The following is an 18699-nucleotide window of genomic DNA, read 5'->3' as shown; positions in this document are numbered from 1 at the left end:
GGCTGATCCCGTCGGTTGCGCCGGTCCCCTAACCTCCGGATCAGGCACATCCCGATGCAGGAGGAAACCCCATGCGCAGCGCGCTGTTCTCCGCGGAGAACCTCGAGAAGGAGTCCCAGCAGCCGGGCATGCGGCTGCAGAACTCCAAGATGCTGAAGATCGAGCTGAACGGCGAGGCGATGGCCCGCGTCGGGTCGATGGTCGCGTACCAGGGCCAGGTGCAGTTCCAGGCGCTCGGCTCGGGCGGCATCGGCAAGTTCATCAAGCAGCGGCTGACCGGTGAGGGCGTCCCGCTGATGAAGCTCACCGGGCGCGGCGACGTGTTCCTGGCCGAGCTGGCCAAGGACGTGCACATCATCGACCTGGAGCCCGGCGACGCCCTGTCCATCAACGGCTCCAGCGTGCTCGCCTTCGACTCGACCCTCCAGTACGACATCAAGATGGTCGGCGGCGCCGGGATGGCGTCGTCGTCGGGCCTGTTCAACTGCGTCTTCACCGGGCACGGCCGGATCGCGATCACCACCAAGGGCACCCCGGTGGTGCTCAACGTGGACGCCCCGACGTACGTCGACCCGCAGGCGGCGGTCTGCTGGTCGGCCAACCTCCAGACCGGCTACCACCGGGCCGAGCAGCTCGGACTCGGCACGCTGCTGGGACGCAGCACCGGCGAGGCGTTCACGATGAGCTTCGCCGGGCAGGGCTTCGTGGTGGTGCAGCCGTCGGAGGAGCCGCCGGTGGCCGGCAGCGGCGCCCAGCAGCAGCAGGGTGGCCTGCTCGGCGGCCTGCTCCAGTGACCGGCCGCGCCGGGTGCGCCCTGGGGGAGCACCCGGCGCGGTCTCAGTTCAGCTCGCCGGCGCGCAGCCGGGCCAGCCAGGCCGCCGCGTCGGCGTAGTCGGCGTCGGAGAGGCCGGCCGGCGCGGGCGTCGGCCGGTCGGCCGCCGCCGTGCCCCAGCGGTGCCGGGGGTACGACCCGAGGAAGCGCACGTCGGCGCAGACCCGGCGGAGCCCGCGGAGCGCCTCGCCGAGGCGTACGTCGGCGACGTGCCCGGTGCAGTCGAGGAAGAACACGTAGCGGCCGAGCGCCTCACCGGTCGGGCGGGACTCGATCCGGGTCAGGTTGACCCCGCGCACGGCCAGCTCCATGAGCACCCCGAGCAGCGCGCCCACCCGGTCGTGCGCGATGTAGACCGCCAGCGAGGTGAGGTCGTCGCCGGTGGGCGGCGGGGGCGGCCCGGGGCGGGAGACCAGCGCGAACCGGGTCACCGCGTCCGGATGGTCGGCGATCTTGTCGGCGAGGACGGTGAGCCGGTGCCGGGCGGCGCCGATGGGGGCGCAGATCGCGGCGTCGTACTCGCCGCTCGCCGCGCCGGCCGCGGCGGCGCCGTTGGAGAGCACGTCGACCACGGTGGCGTCGGGCAGGTGGTCGCGGAGCCAGCCCCGGCACTGGGTGGACGCCTGCGGGTGGGCCGCCACGCTGCGCACGTCGGCCGGCGTGATGCCGGGTCGGCCGGCGAGGACGAACTCCACCGGCAGGACCACCTCGCGGGTGATCACCAGCGGGTCCCCCTCGGCCAGCTCGTCGAGCGTGACGCCGACCGCGCCGCCGATCGAGTTCTCCAGCGGCACGAGGGCGGCGTCCGCCTCCCCGGCCCGTACGGCGTCCAGCGCCTCGCCGACGCTGCGGGCCGGCGTGCGGTCCCCCCGCTCGGCGGCGGGCACGGTGCGCAACGCCTGCTCGGCGAAGGTGCCCTCGGGGCCCAGGTAGACGAAGCGGGTCGGCGGTGTTCCCGGCATGGCGACCAGCCTACGCACCCGGGGCGCCGTCGCAGGCCAGGGTGCGGATGCCGGGGGGACCGGCGGCGCGCACCTCGACGCCGCACACGTCGGTCCCGGCGGTGACCAGGGTGGGTGCGCCGGACGAGCCACGCGTGACCACCTGGAGTTCCTCGTGCCCGGTGACCGCCAGGACGGTGTAGTGCCAGCCCTCGGCGCAGAGCGGTCCGGTCCGGACGGTGACCTTCACGTCCCGGGGCAGCACCCCGGCGGAACCGCGCAGCAGCGCCACGATCCGGTCGCCGGACGGCTTGCCCCGGCAGGGTGTGGCAGCCGGATCGGGGATCCGGGTGGTGGGCGGCGGCGCGGCCGGGGTGACCGGTGGGGTCGGCGGCGCGCTCGGGGTGGGCGTGGCGGACGTCGAGGCGCGGGGGCCGGCGGTGGCGACGGGCTCACGCAGCTCGGGCGGGGTGCCGCACGCGGTGAGCGCGAGCAGGGCGAGCAGCGTCACCGGGGCGGACCGGCGGCGGGGTGCGGTGCGGGGCACTGTGGAGTCCTCGACATCGAGGGGCGTCGACGCGGCCCGAGGGCCGAGCCCATCGTAGGAGGATCATCCGCCGGGGTGAAAGACCGGTGGTCAGACCACCGAGAAGAACGTGAGTGACCCGGCCACCGAGGCGCCGGTCAGCACCGGTGTGGAGATCGCGTCGACCGTGGTACCGGCGTCGGAGCCGGGCCTGCGGACCCGGAGCAGCCCGCGGGCGAGGCGGCCGGAGTGCAGCGCGAGCAGCGGCGGGATCTTGTCGGTCTCCTGCTCGGTGAGCTCGCTCGGGCTGGCGGTGAAGTCGACCAGGCGCAGACCGCCCTCCAGCAGCGGCAGGCCGATCACGTCCTCCGGGGCGCCCAGGCAGAGCAGGTCGCAGCCGGACGAGGAGATCGCCACCACGCAGGTGTCGGCGTCGATCAGCAGGCACGGCTCGGCGGCCCGGGAGACGGTGCCGGACCACTGCCCGACGTTGTCGGACTCCTGCTCGGCCGGTGCCTTCCCGAACACTTCCGAGAGTGAGAGCTCGACGTGGGCCACCGCGCCTCCTATGTACACCGACGGTCTGTCCACGCTAGCCGGTCGGCACGGCGGCCTCCCGGCCGCGCTGCGCTTCCGGTCGCCGGTGCCACCCGTGGGTCGGACGGCTCGGGGACCGGGGGACAGGCGTCGGTGCGACGGGAACCCCGGGGCCGGGCGGCCGGCGACGACGCGGACCGACGGAACCGGTCGGGGCGGAGCCGTGGACCGCGTGGCGTCGTCGGAGACGTTACCGGCGGGCGGCCCGCTTGTCAGCGGCCGTTCGGCCCTCGTCATACCACCGGTAGTCGGCGGATGGACGGTACGTGCCGTTGAGCCACGTCGACGGCGCCTGGGCGACCCGGGACAGCTTCTCGGCGGTGGCCGGGCTGATCCGGTTGCCGGCGGCCACGAGCAGCCGGTCCAGCTCCCGGTGGGTGGCCATGAGGCAGTCCTTCGGCAGGCCGTAGACGCTGATCACCCCGGAGCCGACGAACGTCAGCACCGGGGTGACCGGGATCGGCAGGCCGACCGCGTCGGAGAGCGCCTTGCTGGCCCGCTTGGCGTCGCGGCGCGCCTCCGCCACATAGGGCGGACGCTTGCCGTTGATCTGCACCACGTCGCCGGCGACGAGGACGCGGGCCCGGCCGTGGTCGGCGATGGTGACCGCGAAGAGCCCGCTCGGCCCGATCGCGAGGAACCCGGCCCGGTCGTCGTGGGCGTGGTCGAAGAGGGCGTCGGCGGGATCCGTCCGGGGCCACTCGATCACGTGCCACGCGGGGCCGAGGTGGTCGAGCTGCCCCAGGGCACGGGCCCCGGCCGCTTCCAACCGGCGGGCGCCCCGTTCGGCCCGACGGCGGCGCGCCCACTCCAGGGGAGTGGGTCGGGCCGGCTCGAGCACCGACGTGGCCTCGACCCGGGGATGCGGCACCGAGCGGGGCGGCAGTGCCCGGCTCGGTACGGCTCGACGAGCGGGAAAGACAGTCATCGCGACCTCCGGCAAAAGGTCTCTCGAAGTTATGTCTCCACTACCCTACGTTGCACCCCGGGGGGCTCGGCAAGTTGGAGCGCCGGAGTGAGTGCGGATGAATGCCATATTCATTCACACTTCTTTTCCGGATGGTGCGGAAGCCTGCCCTACGCTGCGAGGGTGACCCACTACGTGGACAGCGAAGTGGCCCGACTCGGCACGGTGCTGCTGCACCGCCCGGGACCGGAACTCGCCCGCCTCACCCCGCGCAACAACGACAGTCTTCTGTTCGACGCTATCCCATGGGTGGGACGGGCGCAGGAGGAGCACGACGCCTTCGCGGCCGCCCTGCGCTCGCGCGGGGTGGAGGTGCTCTACCTGGCCGACCTGCTCGCCGAAACCCTCGCCGTGCCGGACGCCCGGGCCGAGCTGACCGAGCAGGTGCTGCGGTCCCGCCGACTCGGCGACACCCTCCGCCGCCGGGTCGCCGACCACCTGGCCTACCTCGATCCGGCCGCCCTGGCCGACGTCTTCGTCGCCGGGCTCGCCCACGAGGAGCTGCGCGTCGGCGCCGACCGGCCCGGCGGTCTGGTCTGGACGCTGATGGACCGGCACGACTTCGTCATCGACCCGCTGCCGAACCTGTTGTTCACCCGCGACTCGTCGGTGTGGATCGGCGACCGGGTCGGGGTCACCAGCCTGGCCATGCCGGCGCGCCGGCGGGAGACCACGCTGACCGACGCGATCTACCGGCACCACCCGCGCTTCGTCGGCACCGAGTTCGTCTACCACCCGCGCCTGGAGCACCTGGAGGGCGGCGACGTGCTGCTGCTCGCCCCGGGCGTGCTCGCCGTCGGCGTCGGCGAGCGCACCACCCCGGCCGGCGCGGAGCGGCTGGCCCGGCAGGTGTTCGCCGCCGGGCTGGCGCACACCATCCTGGTGGTGCCGATCGCCCAGGAACGCGCCACCATGCACCTGGACACGGTCTGCACCATGGTCGACGTCGACACGGTGCTGATGTATCCGAACATCGCCAGCGAGCTGTCCGCGTACACGGTGATCGCCGGCGCGGACGGCGGCGAGCCGCGGGTGGACGGGCCGGCGCCGTTCCTGCGGGCCGCCGCCGACGCGATGGACCTGGACCAGCTCCGGGTGATCGACACCGGCCTGGACCCGGTCACCGCCGAGCGCGAGCAGTGGGACGACGGCAACAACACGCTCGCGCTCGCGCCGCGGCTCTGCGTCGGCTACGAACGCAACGTGGAGACGAACGCGCAGCTGGAGCGCGCCGGCATCGAGGTGATCGCGATCGCCGGCTCGGAGCTGGGCTCCGGCCGGGGCGGCCCCCGCTGCATGTCCTGCCCGCTGGTACGCGAGCCGCTGCGCGGGTGAGACCGGCCCGGCCGGGGCCGCTCAGCGCAGCGTCAACTGCCGACCGAGCAGGCCCTGCCGGGCGCGGCGGCCGGCCGCGTCCAGCGCCTCCCGCTCCGCCACCGCCTCGGCGTAGCGCTTGGCGAACTCGGCGACCGGCGCCTCCCACTCGGCGGCCGGGGTGTCCTCCGGCAGGTCCCAGACCGGCACCAGCCGGCCGTGCGCCCGGAACATGCCGGCGAACCGGGTGTCGTCGCCCAGCCGCAGCGAGCCGGCCGCGGACAGTCGGGACAGCGCGTCCAGCGCGGTGTCCTCGTCCTCCGGCAGCACCCAGCGCACGTGTGCCTTCTCGGTGACCTGGCACCAGTACGCGGCCCGGGCCGCCGCCAGCTTGACCGTCGGGTAGATCGCCGCGTTGGCCCGCTCCAGCGACGCCTGCACGTTCGGGTCGTCGGCGGCACCCGGGTCCAGCCAGAACTCGAACCCGTCGTGCATGCTGATCTCCAGCGGGCCGTCCACCAGGACGTCCTGGAGGCGGGGGCCCGGCCCGGGCAGCGGCGGCACGCTCACCTGGCCGCCCGGCTCGGTGCGCAGCGCGCTGAGCAGCGCGTCGGCCAGGTCCCGGGAGACGTCGCCGGACTGCTGGTGCCGCTGCAGGCCGATGAAGACCCGCCCGTCCGGCTTGGTCATCGCCGGGGCGGCCATCGGCAGGACGGTGGCCAGGGTGACCGGGCGGTCGCCGTACTCCTCGACCAGCTCGGGGGTCAGCCGCAGCGGCGCGGACGCGGCCGGCACCAGCTCGCGGAGGGCGATCCACTCCGGCTCGTCGGTCAGACCCTCGAACGGTCGGGGCACGAAGACGTCGCGCACCTTCTCCCGCTTCGGGGTGGCATCTGCGGCCCGTTGGCTCTTTCGACGCTTGCTCACGGCCCCACAGCCTAGATGCCGATCCGGACCTGCCGGGGGCGGACCCGCGGGCCCGGCCGGCTCAGCCGGCGGCGACCAGGTCCGGTCGGTGCGATCCGGCCGGGTCGAACTCCGCCCAGACGCTCTGACCGAGGCCGTCCCGGTCGACGCCCCACCGGCTGGAGAGCCCGGAGACGATGTGCAGACCCCGCCCGTCGACCGCGTCCGGGGACGCGACCCGCATCCGCGGGCCGGCGCCGGAGTCGCCGTCGGTCACCCGGAGTTGGACGCTCGGCCCCCGCTCGGTCGTCCGCAGCCGCCAGGCCACCCGCACCACCCCGCCGGGCAGCGGGTCGGCGTGCCGGACCGCGTTGCCGACCAGCTCGGCGAGGACCGCCACCAGGTCGGCCAGCAGGGCCGGGGGGACGAGGCCGGTCAGCTCGTCGGCGAGCCGGTGCCGGGCCAGGCGCGCACCGGTCGCGTGGTGGGGCACCACCACGCACCACGATCGTTCGGCCGAACCCGTCGACACGTCGTTCCTTCCACCCCCGTGGGCGCCCGGGTCAACCCCGGGGCAGCCGCACCTCCGCGACCGTACCTCCACCGGCCCTTGGTCGGAGGGATACCCATCCATTCTGCTGTTCAACGATCTGGCGGACGAGATAGAGCCCCAACCCGGCCCCCGGATAGCGCCGACGGTCGCCGGACTCCCCCTGCCAGAACCGGTCGAAGGCGCGTTCCACGTGCTCCGGCCGGATGCCGATGCCCCGGTCGGCGACCCGGAACGACACGGTCCGCTCGTTCGCCTCGGCCCGGATCTCGATCGGGGTGTCCGGCAGCGAGTACTTGCCCGCGTTGGTGCCCAGCTCGGTCAGCACGGTGCTCAGGCTGTGCCGATCGCCGAGGGCCTTCGGCAGGTCGGCCGGCAGGTCGAGCACGACCCGGTGCCGGATGTCCGCCGGCAGGTCGGCGACCGCCGCCCGCAGCGCGTCGACCAGGTCGAACGGGGCGGTCGGCTCACCGCCGGAGCGGTGCTCGGTGGCGGCGGTCAGCAGTCGGTCGACCAGCCGGGCCAGCTCGTTGGCGCGCTGCCCGATGATCCGGGCGGCCTGCCGCCGGTCGTCGTCGCTGAGCGACTCCCAGTGGTCGGTGAGCGTGTCCGCGTACCCCTTGATCACGGTGACCGGGGTACGCAGTTCGTGGCTGGTCACCGCGACGAACAGGTCGCGGTCGTGGTCGCGCCGCTGCTGGTCGGTGATGTCCCGGAAGGTGACCACCCGCAGCGCGGTCGGGCCGGGCAGCTCGCCCGAGGTGATCCGCAGCCAGCGCCCGTCCGCCATCCGGTGGTCCAGCACCTGCCCGGGCGGGGGCAGCGGGAACGGCAGCGGCCGGCTCAGTGCCTCGTCCGCCGGCCGGCCGGTCACCTGGGCCGCGGCCGGGTTCCAGAGCCGGACGCGGTGGTCGCGGTCGACCACCGCCAGGCCGTCCGCGAGCGCCGCCACGACCGGGCCGTCGCCGTGCACCGGCAGGCCGGTCTGGTCGCCGTACATGTGCGCGATGCAGGCGGCGACGTAGCCGACGACGGCGCGCTGCGAGGCGTCCAGCGGCTCGCCCGCCGGGTAGAGGGCGTGCAGGCTGCCGACGGTCAGCCCGCCGATCTCCGCGCGCGCCACGATCATCCGGCTCAGACCCCGGCCGGCCACCTCGTCGGCGAGCGCGCCGGGGATCGCGTCCACCCGGACCTCCCGCACCGGTGGGCCGGCCAGGAGGCAGACGGTGGCCGGGTCGGTGGCCGGCAGCGGGCGGCCGATCACGAACTCGGCGCTGCCGGTCGCGGCGATCACCCGACCGCCGGCCGGGGTGAACTCCACGAAGACCAGGCCTGCCGCGCCGACCGCGGGTTCGACCTCACGGAGCAGGCTGGTGAGCACGGCGAGGCCGGACTCGCCCGAGTTGATCATCTTGATCACGGACGTGTGACCGGCGATGAGGGCGGGGTAGTCGGTTCGCTCCGGCATGTCCCGAGTGTGCCGCGCCGTCCGCGCCGTGGACACCCCCACCCGGGCGACCGTCCGCCGGACGGATCGACGAGGTTCACCGGCCCAACCGGGCCAGGGTACGGGCGGGCCGGTCGGTGATCACCCCGTCCACCCCGGCGGCGAGCACGAGTTCCAGGTCCTCCGGCTCGTTCACGGTCCAGACGTAGACCGAGTTCCCGGCCGCCCGCAGCGCCGGGACCAGCTGCGGGCGGGCCCGCACCAGCTCCACCCCCGGCCCGGCGATCCGGCTGCCGAAGGGCAGCCGGCCCAGCCGCAGCCAGCGCGGCAGCACCTCCAGCAGCAGCACCGTGGGCAGCGCCGGGGCGAGTTCCCGGATCCGCCGCACGGCCAGCGGGGAGAACGACATCACGGTCACCTGGACCGGGTCGTCCGGGCCGGGCTCGGTGAGGCCGTGCCGGCGCAGCAGGGCGACCAGGCGACGCTCGACGTCGCCCCGGTGACGCGACGGGTGCTTGGTCTCGATCAGCATCCGGACCGGTCGCCCGGCGGACAGCACCGCTTCGAGCAGCCGTTCCAGCGTGAGCAGCCGGGTGTGCGACTCGTCGAGCGGCGCGGCGCCCTCGGCCACCGCGGCGGCGGGGTGCCAGGAGCCGAAGTCCAGCGCCTCCAGCTCGGCGAGCGTCCGCGCGCTGACCAGCCCACGGCCGTTGCTGGTCCGGTCCAGCCGGCGGTCGTGCACGCACACCAGGTGACCGTCGCGGGTCAGCCGGACGTCGCACTCCAGCCCGTCCGCACCCTCGTCGAGCGCCCGCAGGTAGGCGGCGAGGGTGTGTTCCGGCAGGTCGTACGAGGAGCCGCGATGGGCGAAGACCAGGGGGGCGGTCATGGCCGGGACGTGCCTCAGGCGACCCGGCCCGGCTGCCCGTCGTCGGTGACCACCGGGCGGCCGGCGGCGGCCCAGTCACCCATCCCGCCCTCGACGTTGCGCACCTGGTCCCAACCGTTGCGGAGCAGGTAGCCGACGACCTGGCCGGAGCGCCCGCCGGAGCGGCAGATCACCGCCACCTCACGGTCGTCGGGGATCTCGGCGAGCCGGGCCGGCAGCTCGGTCATCGGCAGGTGATAGGCGGCCGGCGCGTGGCCGGCGGCCCACTCGTCGTCCTCACGGACGTCGAGCAGGTAGACGTCGTCGGGCACGGCCGACGCGGGGACGCTGGGAAGCTGGGCTCCGAACACGATTGCCAAGCCTAGCCGCCCGGACCGGTCAGAGCCGGGTGACCCAGCGGGAGTTGGCGCCGGCCCACTCCGGCACCCGCCGGTCGCGCAGCGCGGTGAAGAGCCCGTCGCCGCCGTTGTCCAGCACCACGTACGACACCTGATCGATGGTCTGTGGGTAGGAGGGGACCCGGACGCCGCGCAGGGCGTCCGCGGGCAGGCCGCGGAGCGCGAACAGCAGCTCGTCCAGGGGTACGCCGTTGGTGTCCACGGTCAGCGCCCCGCCGACGGCGCGCAGCACCCGGTCCAGTTTCACCGGGTCGGTGCGCAGGTGCGTCTCGCCGGCCCGGTCGAGCACGGCCCGCAGCATCTGCTGCTGGTGCCGTTGCCGGTCGAAGTCGCCCCCGGGCAGGTCGTAGCGCTGCCGGACGTAGTCCAGCGTCCGGGCCCCGTCCATCTGCTGGCAGCCGACGTCGAACCGGGTCTTCGTGTGGATCGAGCGGACCGGCGTGTCCACGCACATGGTGATGCCGCCGAGATGGTCGATCACCTGCTTGAAGCCGGAGAAGTCGATCAGCGCGGCGCCGTCGAAGCGGATGCCGGTGAGCCGGGTGAGGGTGGCGCTGAGCAGCCGGGCCCCGCCCTCGCCCCCACCGCCGTGCTCGTACGCGGCGTTGACCTTGTCCTGGCCGCCCGGGAAGCCGGGCGCGGCCGGGACCGCGACGAGCAGGTCGCGCGGGACCGAGATCAGGTACGCCTGCCGCATCCCGGCCGGCACGTGCACGATCAGGATGCTGTCCGAGCGCTGGTCCTCCGGGTTCGCGCCGGGGCGGTGGTCGGAGCCGATCAGCAGGTAGTTGAGCGCCCCGTCCAGGTTCGTCCGCTTCTTGCGGGCGGTCGGGTCGAGCAGCTGCTCCTTGGCCACCGTGCGGTCGTAGCGGTGGGTGAGCCAGTTCAGCCCGGCGACGCCGAGCGCGGCGAGCAGGACCAGGGCGAGCCCGGCGCCGAGCAGGAACCGGGGCCAGCGGGCCGGTCGGGCCGGCCCGCGTCGGTTCCGTGCTGGCCTGGACGTGACGATCCCCCCGTGGTCGCGACATGAGACCCGCTCACGTCAGGCTACGGGGGGATCGGCCGGCGGATGCCGGCTTCGGTCATTTACGGGTGGAGAGGACGGTCGGGTTGGCCACGATGAAGTCGGCCAGCTTGTCGTTCTTGACCGCCTGGAACATCTCCATGGTCGTCGCGTTGAACGTCTCCCGGCCGTTGCCGTTGCCGGCGAACGTGCCGCCGTTGGTGCGCAGCGTGACCAGGTCGTTGCCGCTCAGGTTCTTGAGCGTGAAGATGAAGTCGGCGATCGGCACGCCGCCGGTGTCCAGGACGAACGCCTTGCCGGCGGCCTTCATCAGCGAGTTCAGCTTGATCGGGTTGGTCAGCATGCCGCCCTCGGTGGCCTTCTTGGCCATCGCCTTGATCAGCTGCTGCTGGTTCTGCTGCCGGTCGTAGTCGCTGTTCGGCAGGCCGTAGCGCTGGCGGGAGTAGTCGAGCGCCTCCCAGCCCTCCATCTCCCGGCAGCCCTTCTTGTGCACCACGGGCTTGTAGGGCTTGCCGGTCTTCTTCGCGTCCGCGTTCCACATCGGCTTGCCCTCGACCATCGACATGTGGTGGGAGGGAACCTCGTGGCTGACGCAGATCCGCACGGTGCCCAGCGCGTCGATGACGTTCTTGAACCCGCCGAAGTTGATGATCGCGGCGCCGTCGAAGCTGATCCCGGTCATGCCCTTGATGGTCTTGGCCATCAGCTGGGCGCCGCCCTCCCAGCCGCCGCCGTTCTGCGCACCGTGGAAGAAGGCGGCGTTGATCTTGTCGGTGCCGCCCTTGTAGCCGCTGTCCTTGAACGCCGGGATGCGAGCCTCGGTGTCCCGCGGGATCGAGATCAGGTACGCCTGGTCGTGGCTGGCCGGGATGTGCAGGATGATGATCGTGTCCGACCGCACGTCGTCGGCCGCCCAGCGCGCCCGGGCGTCGACGCCGAGCAGCAGCATGTCGATCGGGCCCTCCAGGCTGCTGCCGCCCTCGGCCTCGCTCTTGCCCGCCTCGCCGAGCAGGTTGCGCTGGGCGATGTTGTTGGTCGCCTGGCCGATCACGGCCTTGCTGCCGACGATCGCTACCCCGCTGGTCACCATCAGGACGGCGCCGAGCACCAGGGTGAGCTTGGCCCAGAGCGGGTCCTTGCGCTTGGTGCGCTTCTTCTTCCCGCCACCGGGTCCACGGCCTCCGGGGCCGGGCTGGGTGGGGATGATCGGGGGGACCCGCCCGGATGATCCGGGCTCCAGTGAGTGCGGGCGGCGGCTGGTCTGGACCGACATGCGTGCTCCAGCTCGATGATCGGGGGCGGGACCACTGTACGTACCTGTTCCCGTTCTCGCGACCTCCTGAGGCGGCTATTCCCGTCAATACCGGCCGATCTCCCCGAGTTGTAGCCGAACGGGCGAGGGAGAGCGACCGGACGACGGTTGGCCGGTGTGGCGCCGCACGGTGGGGGTCAGTCGCCCGCGCTCTTCTGGTTGGCCCGCATCCACTCGGCCATCTTGTCCCCGACGATCGCCTGGTACATCGCCAGCGCCTTCTCCCGGTCGGAAACCACCACCGACTGGCCGTCGATGGTCTGGCCGCCCAGGTTGGGGCTGGTGACGAACGTCAGGTTCTCGCCGCGCAGGCTGCGGAACTGCACCGCCATGTCGGTCAACGAGAACCCCTGGTCGACCGTGACGGCGGCGGTGACCGCCTGGAGGAAGTCGTTCAGCTTCTTCGGGTTGCTCAGCGTCCCGGTGCTCGCCGCCTTGTCCATCAGCGCCTTGAGGAACTCCTGCTGGTGGCGCATCCGGGCGAAGTCGCCGTCGGGGAACTGCTTGCGCTGCCGGACCCAGTCCAGCGCCTCGGCGCCGTTCATGTGGTTCACGCCCTTGGTGAACGTCCGGTACGGCTTGTGGATCGAGGTGATCGTCCGCTCCACCTTGAGGTCGACCCCGCCCAGGGCGTCGGTGACGTCCTTGAAGCCGGCGAAGTCGATCGCCATGACGTGGTCGATCCGTACGTCGGTGAAGCACTCCACGGTCTTCACCGCGAGCGGGAGGCCGCCGAACGCAAACGCCGCGTTGATCTTGTTACGCGAGCCGGAGTCGCAGGTCGCGCCCGCGTTCTCCGGGATCGGCACGTACAGGTCGCGCGGAATGGAGACCAGGTAGGCGCTCTTGTGGTCGGCCGGGATGTGCATGACGATCACGGTGTCCGCGCGCCACTTGCCGGCGCCGTCGACCGGGGCGTCCGGGTCCCGGGAGTCGCTGCCCACGAGCAGGATGTTCAGCGCGCCGTCGACCTGCTTCGCCGGCCGTCCGCCGGTGATCTCGGAGAACGGGTCGGTCCGGGCCAGGTCGCCGTCGAGATTGCGGGCGTAGAGCCAGGCGCCGACGCCGCCGAGCAGCGCCAGCACGAGCACCGCGATGCCGGCGACCAGGCCGATCCGGCCCCAGCGCGGGCGGGGACCGCGTCGACCCGGCCCGCCCGGCCCGTCACCTGGTCCGCCCGGCCCGGTGGGTCCCACCGGCCCGCCGGGGCCGCCCGAGCGGGGCGCCTCGTCGGCCGAGGGGTACCAGCGGGCATCCGTGGCACGGGCGCGCGCGGCGGTGCTCCGGCCGGGGCCGGGAACCTGGGCGCGGCCCGCACCGCGGTTCAGGGGACGCGGGAGCGGAGCGCCGGCAGACGAGGTCGCTGACATGTAACCGAGGGTAGGTCGGCCCGGCCACCCTCACCCTCAGGCGCGCACCGGTGTCAGCCGGTTGCCAGCCGGGTTCAGTACCCTAGCCGCCCGCGGAAGTACTCGATCGTGCGTCGGAGGCCGTCTTCGGGCGTCACGGTCGGCTCGTATCCCAGCAGCTCGCGGGCGAGCGTCAGATCGGGCCGGCGCATCTCCGGGTCGTCCGAGGCGCGAGTGATGTAGCTCACCTCAGATGTGCTTCCGGTGAGTGACACGATCGTCTCGGCCAGTTGCCGCATCGACATCTCGTGCTCGGTGCCGCAGTTGATCGGGCCGGTCTCGGTCGAGTCGAGCAGCAGCAGGATGCCGCGTACCAGGTCGTCGACGTAGCAGATCGAGCGCGTCTGGTTGCCGGTGCCGTGCACCGTGATCGGGTCGCCGCGCAGCGCCTGGGAGATGAAGGTCGGGATCGCGCGGCCGTCGTCCGGGCGCATCCGCGGGCCGTACGTGTTGAAGATCCGCACGATCGCGGTGTCGGTGCCCCGGCTGCGGTGGTACGCCATGGTGGCCGCCTCCGAGAAGCGCTTCGCCTCGTCGTAGACGCTCCGGATGCCGATCGGGTTGACGTTGCCCCAGTACGTCTCGCGCTGCGGGTGCTCCTTCGGGTCCCCGTACGCCTCCGAGGTGGAGGCCATCAGGAACCGGGCACCGTCGGCGGTGGCCCGCTCCAGCAGCGCCAGCGTGGCCACCGAGCCGACCCGGAGGATCTCCACCGGCAGCTTCTCGAAGTCGGTGGGACTGGCCGGCGACGCCATGTGCAGGATCGCGTCGAACCGCTCGGCCACCGCCGGGTGGTGGGTCGGCAGGCCGTCCGAGATGTCCGCCTCGACCAGCGTGAAGGTCGGCTTCTCCAGCAGATGGACCAGGTTGTCCTTGGAGCCGGTGACGAAGTTGTCCAGCACCACCACCGAGCAGCCGCGCTCGACCAGCCGGTCGACCAGGTGGGACGGGACGAAACCGGCGCCGCCGGTGACGAGGATGCGGTGTCCGGCACCGAAGCGGGGAGCGACCTTCATGCCGGCCAGCCTATACAGGTGAGGAGGGACCCCCGCCCAGGACGGGGGTCCCTCCGGTCCAGCATGCCGATCAGTGGGCGCCAGCGCCGGTCAGCGAGCGCACCTCCAGTTCGGCGTACTTGTCGTCGTCGCTCTCCTTGGACAGGATCGTGCCGAGCCAGCCGCACAGGAAGCCGATCGGGATCGAGATGATGCCCGGGTTGGACAGCGGGAACCAGTGCCAGTCGTGGTCCGGGAACATGGCCGTCGGTGCCCCGGAGACGACCGGGGAGAAGAAGACCAGCAGCACCGCGGAGACGAGGCCGCCGTAGATCGCCCAGACCGCGCCCGAGGTGTTGAACCGCTTCCAGAACAGGCTGTAGAGGATCGCCGGCAGGTTGCCGGAGGCGGCGACCGCGAACGCCAACGCCACCAGGAACGCCACGTTCAGGCTCTGCGCGAAGATCGACAGGACGATCGACACGGCGCCGATCACCAGTGCGGAGATCCGGGCGACGGTCACCTCCTGCCGTTCCGACGCCTGACCGTTCTTCATCACGTTCGCGTAGAAGTCGTGCGCCAGGCTGGACGACGACGCCAGGGTCAGTCCGGCGACCACGGCGAGGATCGTGGCGAACGCGACCGCCGCGATGATCGCCAGCAGTGTCGCGCCGCCCAGGCTCCCGCCGAGGAAGTCCACGCCCAGCGCCTCGGCGAGCTGCGGCGCGGCCGTGTTGCCGGCCTTGTCCTGCGCGGTGATCGCCTGGCCGCCGACGATTGCCGCCGCGCCGAAGCCGAGGGCCAGCGTGAGCAGGTAGAAGCTGCCGATGATGCCGATCGCCCAGAGCACGCTCTTGCGGGCCGCCCGTGCGGTCGGCACGGTGTAGAAGCGGATCAGGATGTGCGGCAGGCCGGCCGTGCCGAGCACCAGCGCGATGCCCAGCGAGAGCAGGTCCATCTTGCTGTAGAACGTCTTCAGTGCGTCGCCGGGTGTCTCCACGCCGTAGCGCAATCCGGGTTCGAGGAAGGCCGCCCCCTTGCCCGAGGCGTCGGCCGCGTCGCCGAGCAGCGAGGAGAGGTTGAACTTGTACTTGGCGAGCACCAGCAGCGTCATCACCAGCGCGCCGCTCATCAGCAGGAACGCCTTGACGATCTGCACGTAGGTGGTGCCCTTCATGCCGCCCACCGTGACGTAGATGATCATCAGGGCGCCGACCAGGATGATGGTGGCGACCTTCGCGGTGTCGGCGTCCATGCCGAGGAACGTGGTGCCGGGCTTGATGCCCAGGAGCAGGGCCACCAGTGCGCCGGCGCCGACCATCTGGGCCAGCAGGTAGAAGATCGACACGGTGATGGTGGAGACCGCCGCCGCGGTCCGGACCGGCCGCTGCCGCATCCGGAACGCCAGCACGTCCGCCATCGTGTACCGGCCGGAGTTGCGCAGCAGCTCGGCCACGAGCAGCAGCGCCACCAGCCAGGCGACCAGGAAGCCGATCGAGTAGAGGAAGCCGTCGTACCCGTAGAGGGCGATGATGCCGGCGATGCCCAGGAAGGACGCCGCCGACATGTAGTCGCCGCCGATCGCCATGCCGTTCTGGAAGCCGGAGAAGGACCGGCCGCCGGCGTAGAAGTCGGTGGCGGTCTTGGTCTGCCGGCTGGCCCAGACGGTGATCGCCAACGTGATCGCCACGAACACCAGGAACAGTGTGATGGTGAGGTTCCGGGCGGTGGTGCTGCCCGCCTCAGCCGCGAGGACCGTGTTCATGGGTCACCTCCCCCATCTCGGCCCGGATCCGGTCGGCGACCGGGTCGATCCGCCGGTTGGCGAACCGCGAGTAGAGCCAGGCGATGACGAACGTCGAGACGAACTGGAGCAGGCCGAAGACGAGGGCGACGTTGATGTTGCCGATCAACTTCGTGCCCATGAATCCCCGCGCGTACGCGGAGAGGATGACGTAGAGCGCGTACCACAGGAAGAACGCGACGGTCATCGGGAAGATGAAGCCGCGCAGCGTGCGCCGCAACCCGGCGAACTCGTCCGATCGTTGGACGGCGAGGTACCGGTCCGCCGTCGACTCGGAGGGTGCGGACGCGGGTGTGTCCGTGGACATCTGTGGATCACCACCTTCGCAGGCGTGGGGAGTTTCGCGCACGGTAGAGAGCGCGCTCCCAGCCCGGAAAGGCCCGGTCGACCCCCGGCAGACACCTGCGCCGAACGGCACTCCCGCTGCGCCCAGTGACCCACGTCACTCCGCTAACCGGTCCACCCCTTCCGCGTCGATCATGAAGTTGGCAGTGGCGGTTGCCCGATTTTTCGCCGCCAACTTCATGATCGACGAGGTGAGGTCAGTCGGTCAGGTCGTGGTAGCGGCCTCGGTAGTGCAGCAGGGGTGGGGTGTCCTGGGGGAGGTCCACCGCCTCGATGGTGGCCTCGACCAGGAGGCCCCAGCCGTACTCCCGGGCGGTGTCGAGCCGACACCCGGCCCAGCCGCCGGCGTCCGCCGGCACCGGCCCGTACGGGGTGTCGGTCCACGCGTCGAGCGCGAACAGTCCGCCGGGCGACGGGAACAGGCCGGCGAACCGGTCGGCGAGCTGCCGGTGGTGCGGACCCAGCGGTGTGACCGCGAACCGCCCGGCCTCCTCGACCGCCGCCCACAGGTCCGACTCCGGGTCGACCAGGCCGAGCAGCTTGTCCGGCTCCCCCTCGGCCACCAGCGTGGACGAGACGGTCAGCCCGGCCGGGCCGGGCGCGGTCCAGAGCGTCACCGGGGCGGCCAGCCGCCCGCGCAGTCGGCGTACCGGCGAGCGCTGCCCGGCCGGCACCGCGAACGGATCGGTGTGGTGGATCTCGGCACCCGGCTCATGATTCACGTGAAACATTGTGCCGCCCCGGACCCGGGCCCAGCCCAGGAAGCGCCGGTGCAGGTCGGTGGCATCGGTGAGCTGCGCGTTCGCCTCGGCCAGCAGCCCGCCCAGGTGGAACAGCAACGCCGTCCGGTCGCCCCGGAACTCGACCAGCAGCTCGAGCCGCGCCGGCTGGCAGGGCCAGGGCGCCCCGCACGCCCGGCACCGCCACGCCGGCCGCATCGGCAGGTGTCCCCGACTCCGCACGGGGCTGGAGCCGTACCTCGTTCGTCCGCGCTCGTTCCGCATCGGCGTCCTCCCGGAAGGGGTCGCCCCGGCCGGGAGTGGTCGGGGCGACCCGGCGCAGGACCGGCCGCCGGGTCGTCGCCTCCACCGGCCGGGCCGCGTGCCTCCACCCTGGACTCGGCCGTGTCGGCGAGGGAGGATTCCAGGGCTTACTACGCAGCGCGGTCACGTACTTACCGGAGAGGTAAGGATGAACATCGAGGTGTGGATCCGGGCTCTGAAGGCCGCCCGGGCCGGGGCGGACGTCTCCCAGGAGGCGCTGGCGGCCACCATTCGCTGGAGCCCGTCGACGGTCGCCGCGATCGAGACCGGCCGCCGCCGGCCGACCATGGAGTTCGCGGTCGCCGCCGACCAGGCCCTCACCACCGGCGGCCTCCTCGCGAGCCTCCTCAAGGAGTACGAGGGCGACCGCTCGCCGTCCTGGTTCCTGCCTTGGCAGGGATACGAGGATGAAGCGGTGCTCCTGCGCAACTTCGAGCCATGTGCGGTTCCTGGACTTCTTCAGACCGAGGAGTACGCCCGAGCGATCTTCGAGGCGGGACGCCTGTATCGCACGGAGCAGGTCGCGGAGCTGCTGGCGCTGCGTATGGCCCGGCAGAACGTGCTGGCGAAGTCCGATCCACCGGAGTGCGTCTTCATCATCGACGAGAGCGCATTGCAGCGATCCATCGGCGGGCCCGAGGTGATGGACGGCCAGTTCGACCGTCTGCTCGAAGCTGCGGAGCACCCCCAGGTGCGCCTACACGTGCTACCGCTCGATGTCGGTGCACACCTCTCGCTGGGCGGTGGGTTCGCCATCGCCGAGCTGCCCGATGGTGAGCATGTGCTCTGCCTCGACAATCCCGCCCGTGGACAGATCGCCGACTATCCGGAGTGGATTCGCCTGATGCTTCGCAAGTGGGAGATCCTGCTCGGCGAGGCGCTGCCGGAGCATGCCTCACTTGACCTGATTCGAAAGTTGAAGGTGACGGCGTGAACCAACCGAGGTGGCGTAAGTCGACCCGATCCGACAACGCTGGCAACTGTGTCGAGGTGGCGGACAACCTCCCCGGCGTGGTGCTGGTCCGGGACAGCAAGGACCCCTCCGGCCCGACCCTCACCCTCACCGCCGACACCTGGCAGTCCCTGGTCGCGCACCTGCGGCGGGCGAGGCTGGACTGATCGGCCTACCCTGCCGGCATGGCTCTCGTCCCACCGCAGAAGCTCGCCCAGGACCGGGTGGTCACCGCCGACGCCGTCCTCGGCGGGCAGGTCGACCTGCGCGCCTACCCGTACAAGCACCTGATGGTGATCGCCCGGCACAAGTGGGGCAGCAGCGGGTTCCCGCCGCTCATGGAGGCGGTGGAGCACCTGTCGAACTACGGCTGGGAACTGGTCAACGTGCTCAGCGTCGGCGACGGCCACCACGTCTACGCGGCCGTGCGCCGCACCACCTGAGCCCG

Annotated in this window: 21 protein-coding genes; 5 read left to right on the top strand and 16 right to left on the bottom strand. The window is 72.2% G+C overall.

Going from position 1 to position 18699, the window contains the following annotated elements; genetic code table 11:
• Window positions 1-71: 71 nt before the first annotated feature.
• A complete protein-coding gene (locus ACN27B_RS09240) occupies window positions 72-794 on the top strand; it encodes an AIM24 family protein (RefSeq protein ID WP_099163240.1) in 723 nt (240 codons plus the stop codon).
• 43 nt (window positions 795-837) lie between these two features.
• Here the strand turns inward: ACN27B_RS09240 and pheA are convergent, their stop codons facing one another.
• The 4 genes from pheA to ACN27B_RS09220 form a co-directional block, all read right to left on the bottom strand.
• Window positions 838-1794 (bottom strand): prephenate dehydratase, encoded by a 957-nt coding sequence (pheA, locus tag ACN27B_RS09235; protein ID WP_422744464.1) that lies wholly within the window; start codon window positions 1792-1794, stop codon window positions 838-840.
• Window positions 1795-1804: 10 nt separating this feature from the next.
• The gene (locus tag ACN27B_RS09230; RefSeq protein WP_422744462.1) at window positions 1805-2320 is read right to left on the bottom strand and encodes a hypothetical protein; all 516 of its coding nucleotides are present in this window, start codon (window positions 2318-2320) and stop codon (window positions 1805-1807) included.
• A gap of 90 nt (window positions 2321-2410) precedes the next feature.
• A complete protein-coding gene (locus ACN27B_RS09225) occupies window positions 2411-2857 on the bottom strand; it encodes a hypothetical protein (RefSeq protein WP_099163243.1) in 447 nt (148 codons plus the stop codon).
• Window positions 2858-3086: 229 nt separating this feature from the next.
• A complete protein-coding gene (locus ACN27B_RS09220; protein WP_099164865.1) occupies window positions 3087-3824 on the bottom strand; it encodes a hypothetical protein in 738 nt (245 codons plus the stop codon).
• A 162-nt stretch (window positions 3825-3986) separates the two neighbouring features.
• Between ACN27B_RS09220 and ACN27B_RS09215 the strand changes: the two genes are divergently transcribed.
• Window positions 3987-5198 (top strand): arginine deiminase, encoded by a 1212-nt coding sequence (locus ACN27B_RS09215; RefSeq protein ID WP_099163244.1) that lies wholly within the window; start codon window positions 3987-3989, stop codon window positions 5196-5198.
• 21 nt (window positions 5199-5219) lie between these two features.
• Here the strand turns inward: ACN27B_RS09215 and ACN27B_RS09210 are convergent, their stop codons facing one another.
• From ACN27B_RS09210 to ACN27B_RS09155, 12 genes are all read right to left on the bottom strand, one after another.
• Window positions 5220-6104, bottom strand: a complete 885-nt coding sequence (locus ACN27B_RS09210; RefSeq protein ID WP_422744459.1) for a DUF5926 family protein — start codon at window positions 6102-6104, stop codon at window positions 5220-5222.
• Between the two features lie 61 nt (window positions 6105-6165).
• Window positions 6166-6582: an ATP-binding protein gene (locus ACN27B_RS09205; RefSeq protein ID WP_253866095.1), complete on the bottom strand. Its 417-nt coding sequence runs from the start codon at window positions 6580-6582 to the stop codon at window positions 6166-6168.
• A gap of 64 nt (window positions 6583-6646) precedes the next feature.
• Window positions 6647-8101 carry an ATP-binding protein gene (locus tag ACN27B_RS09200; RefSeq protein ID WP_091567954.1) on the bottom strand — a complete coding sequence of 485 codons (1455 nt, stop codon included), beginning with the start codon at window positions 8099-8101 and terminating at the stop codon, window positions 6647-6649.
• A 76-nt stretch (window positions 8102-8177) separates the two neighbouring features.
• The gene (locus tag ACN27B_RS09195; RefSeq protein WP_422744456.1) at window positions 8178-8969 is read right to left on the bottom strand and encodes a glycerophosphodiester phosphodiesterase; all 792 of its coding nucleotides are present in this window, start codon (window positions 8967-8969) and stop codon (window positions 8178-8180) included.
• Between the two features lie 14 nt (window positions 8970-8983).
• Complete coding sequence (locus ACN27B_RS09190; RefSeq protein WP_422744454.1) at window positions 8984-9319, bottom strand: rhodanese-like domain-containing protein; 336 nt, start codon at window positions 9317-9319, stop codon at window positions 8984-8986.
• A 28-nt stretch (window positions 9320-9347) separates the two neighbouring features.
• The gene (locus ACN27B_RS09185; RefSeq protein WP_172968051.1) at window positions 9348-10283 is read right to left on the bottom strand and encodes an LCP family protein; all 936 of its coding nucleotides are present in this window, start codon (window positions 10281-10283) and stop codon (window positions 9348-9350) included.
• A gap of 166 nt (window positions 10284-10449) precedes the next feature.
• Window positions 10450-11664: an LCP family protein gene (locus tag ACN27B_RS09180; RefSeq protein ID WP_099163248.1), complete on the bottom strand. Its 1215-nt coding sequence runs from the start codon at window positions 11662-11664 to the stop codon at window positions 10450-10452.
• Window positions 11665-11840: 176 nt separating this feature from the next.
• On the bottom strand, window positions 11841-13073 hold the full coding sequence (locus tag ACN27B_RS09175; protein WP_099163249.1) for an LCP family protein: 1233 nt from the start codon (window positions 13071-13073) through the stop codon (window positions 11841-11843).
• 74 nt (window positions 13074-13147) lie between these two features.
• Window positions 13148-14128 (bottom strand): NAD-dependent epimerase/dehydratase family protein, encoded by a 981-nt coding sequence (locus ACN27B_RS09170; RefSeq protein WP_099163250.1) that lies wholly within the window; start codon window positions 14126-14128, stop codon window positions 13148-13150.
• A 70-nt stretch (window positions 14129-14198) separates the two neighbouring features.
• On the bottom strand, window positions 14199-15872 hold the full coding sequence (locus tag ACN27B_RS09165; protein ID WP_099163251.1) for a solute symporter family protein: 1674 nt from the start codon (window positions 15870-15872) through the stop codon (window positions 14199-14201).
• A complete protein-coding gene (locus ACN27B_RS09160; RefSeq protein WP_099163252.1) occupies window positions 15850-16218 on the bottom strand; it encodes a DUF485 domain-containing protein in 369 nt (122 codons plus the stop codon). Before ACN27B_RS09160 ends, ACN27B_RS09165 begins: the two co-directional genes overlap by 23 nt.
• 235 nt (window positions 16219-16453) lie before the next feature.
• Entirely contained in the window at window positions 16454-17194 is a 741-nt protein-coding gene (locus ACN27B_RS09155) for a flavin reductase family protein (protein WP_099164867.1), read from the bottom strand.
• Window positions 17195-17447: 253 nt separating this feature from the next.
• Here ACN27B_RS09155 and ACN27B_RS09150 point away from each other — a divergent pair, with 253 nt between their 5' ends.
• The 3 genes from ACN27B_RS09150 to ACN27B_RS09140 are packed head-to-tail and all read left to right on the top strand — an operon-like array spanning window position 17448 to window position 18694.
• Window positions 17448-18233: a helix-turn-helix domain-containing protein gene (locus tag ACN27B_RS09150; RefSeq protein ID WP_422744450.1), complete on the top strand. Its 786-nt coding sequence runs from the start codon at window positions 17448-17450 to the stop codon at window positions 18231-18233.
• On the top strand, window positions 18230-18418 hold the full coding sequence (locus tag ACN27B_RS09145) for a DUF397 domain-containing protein (protein ID WP_422744448.1): 189 nt from the start codon (window positions 18230-18232) through the stop codon (window positions 18416-18418). Before ACN27B_RS09150 ends, ACN27B_RS09145 begins: the two co-directional genes overlap by 4 nt.
• Before the next feature lie 18 nt (window positions 18419-18436).
• Complete coding sequence (locus tag ACN27B_RS09140; protein WP_422744446.1) at window positions 18437-18694, top strand: hypothetical protein; 258 nt, start codon at window positions 18437-18439, stop codon at window positions 18692-18694.
• Window positions 18695-18699 lie beyond the last annotated feature (5 nt).

Origin of the sequence: Micromonospora sp. WMMD754 (assembly GCF_049315235.1) — a bacterium.
GTDB lineage: Bacteria > Actinomycetota > Actinomycetes > Mycobacteriales > Micromonosporaceae > Micromonospora > Micromonospora sediminicola.
The sequence above is the reverse complement of the archived record's forward strand: the minus strand, read 5'-3'. Positions and strand labels throughout refer to the sequence as shown.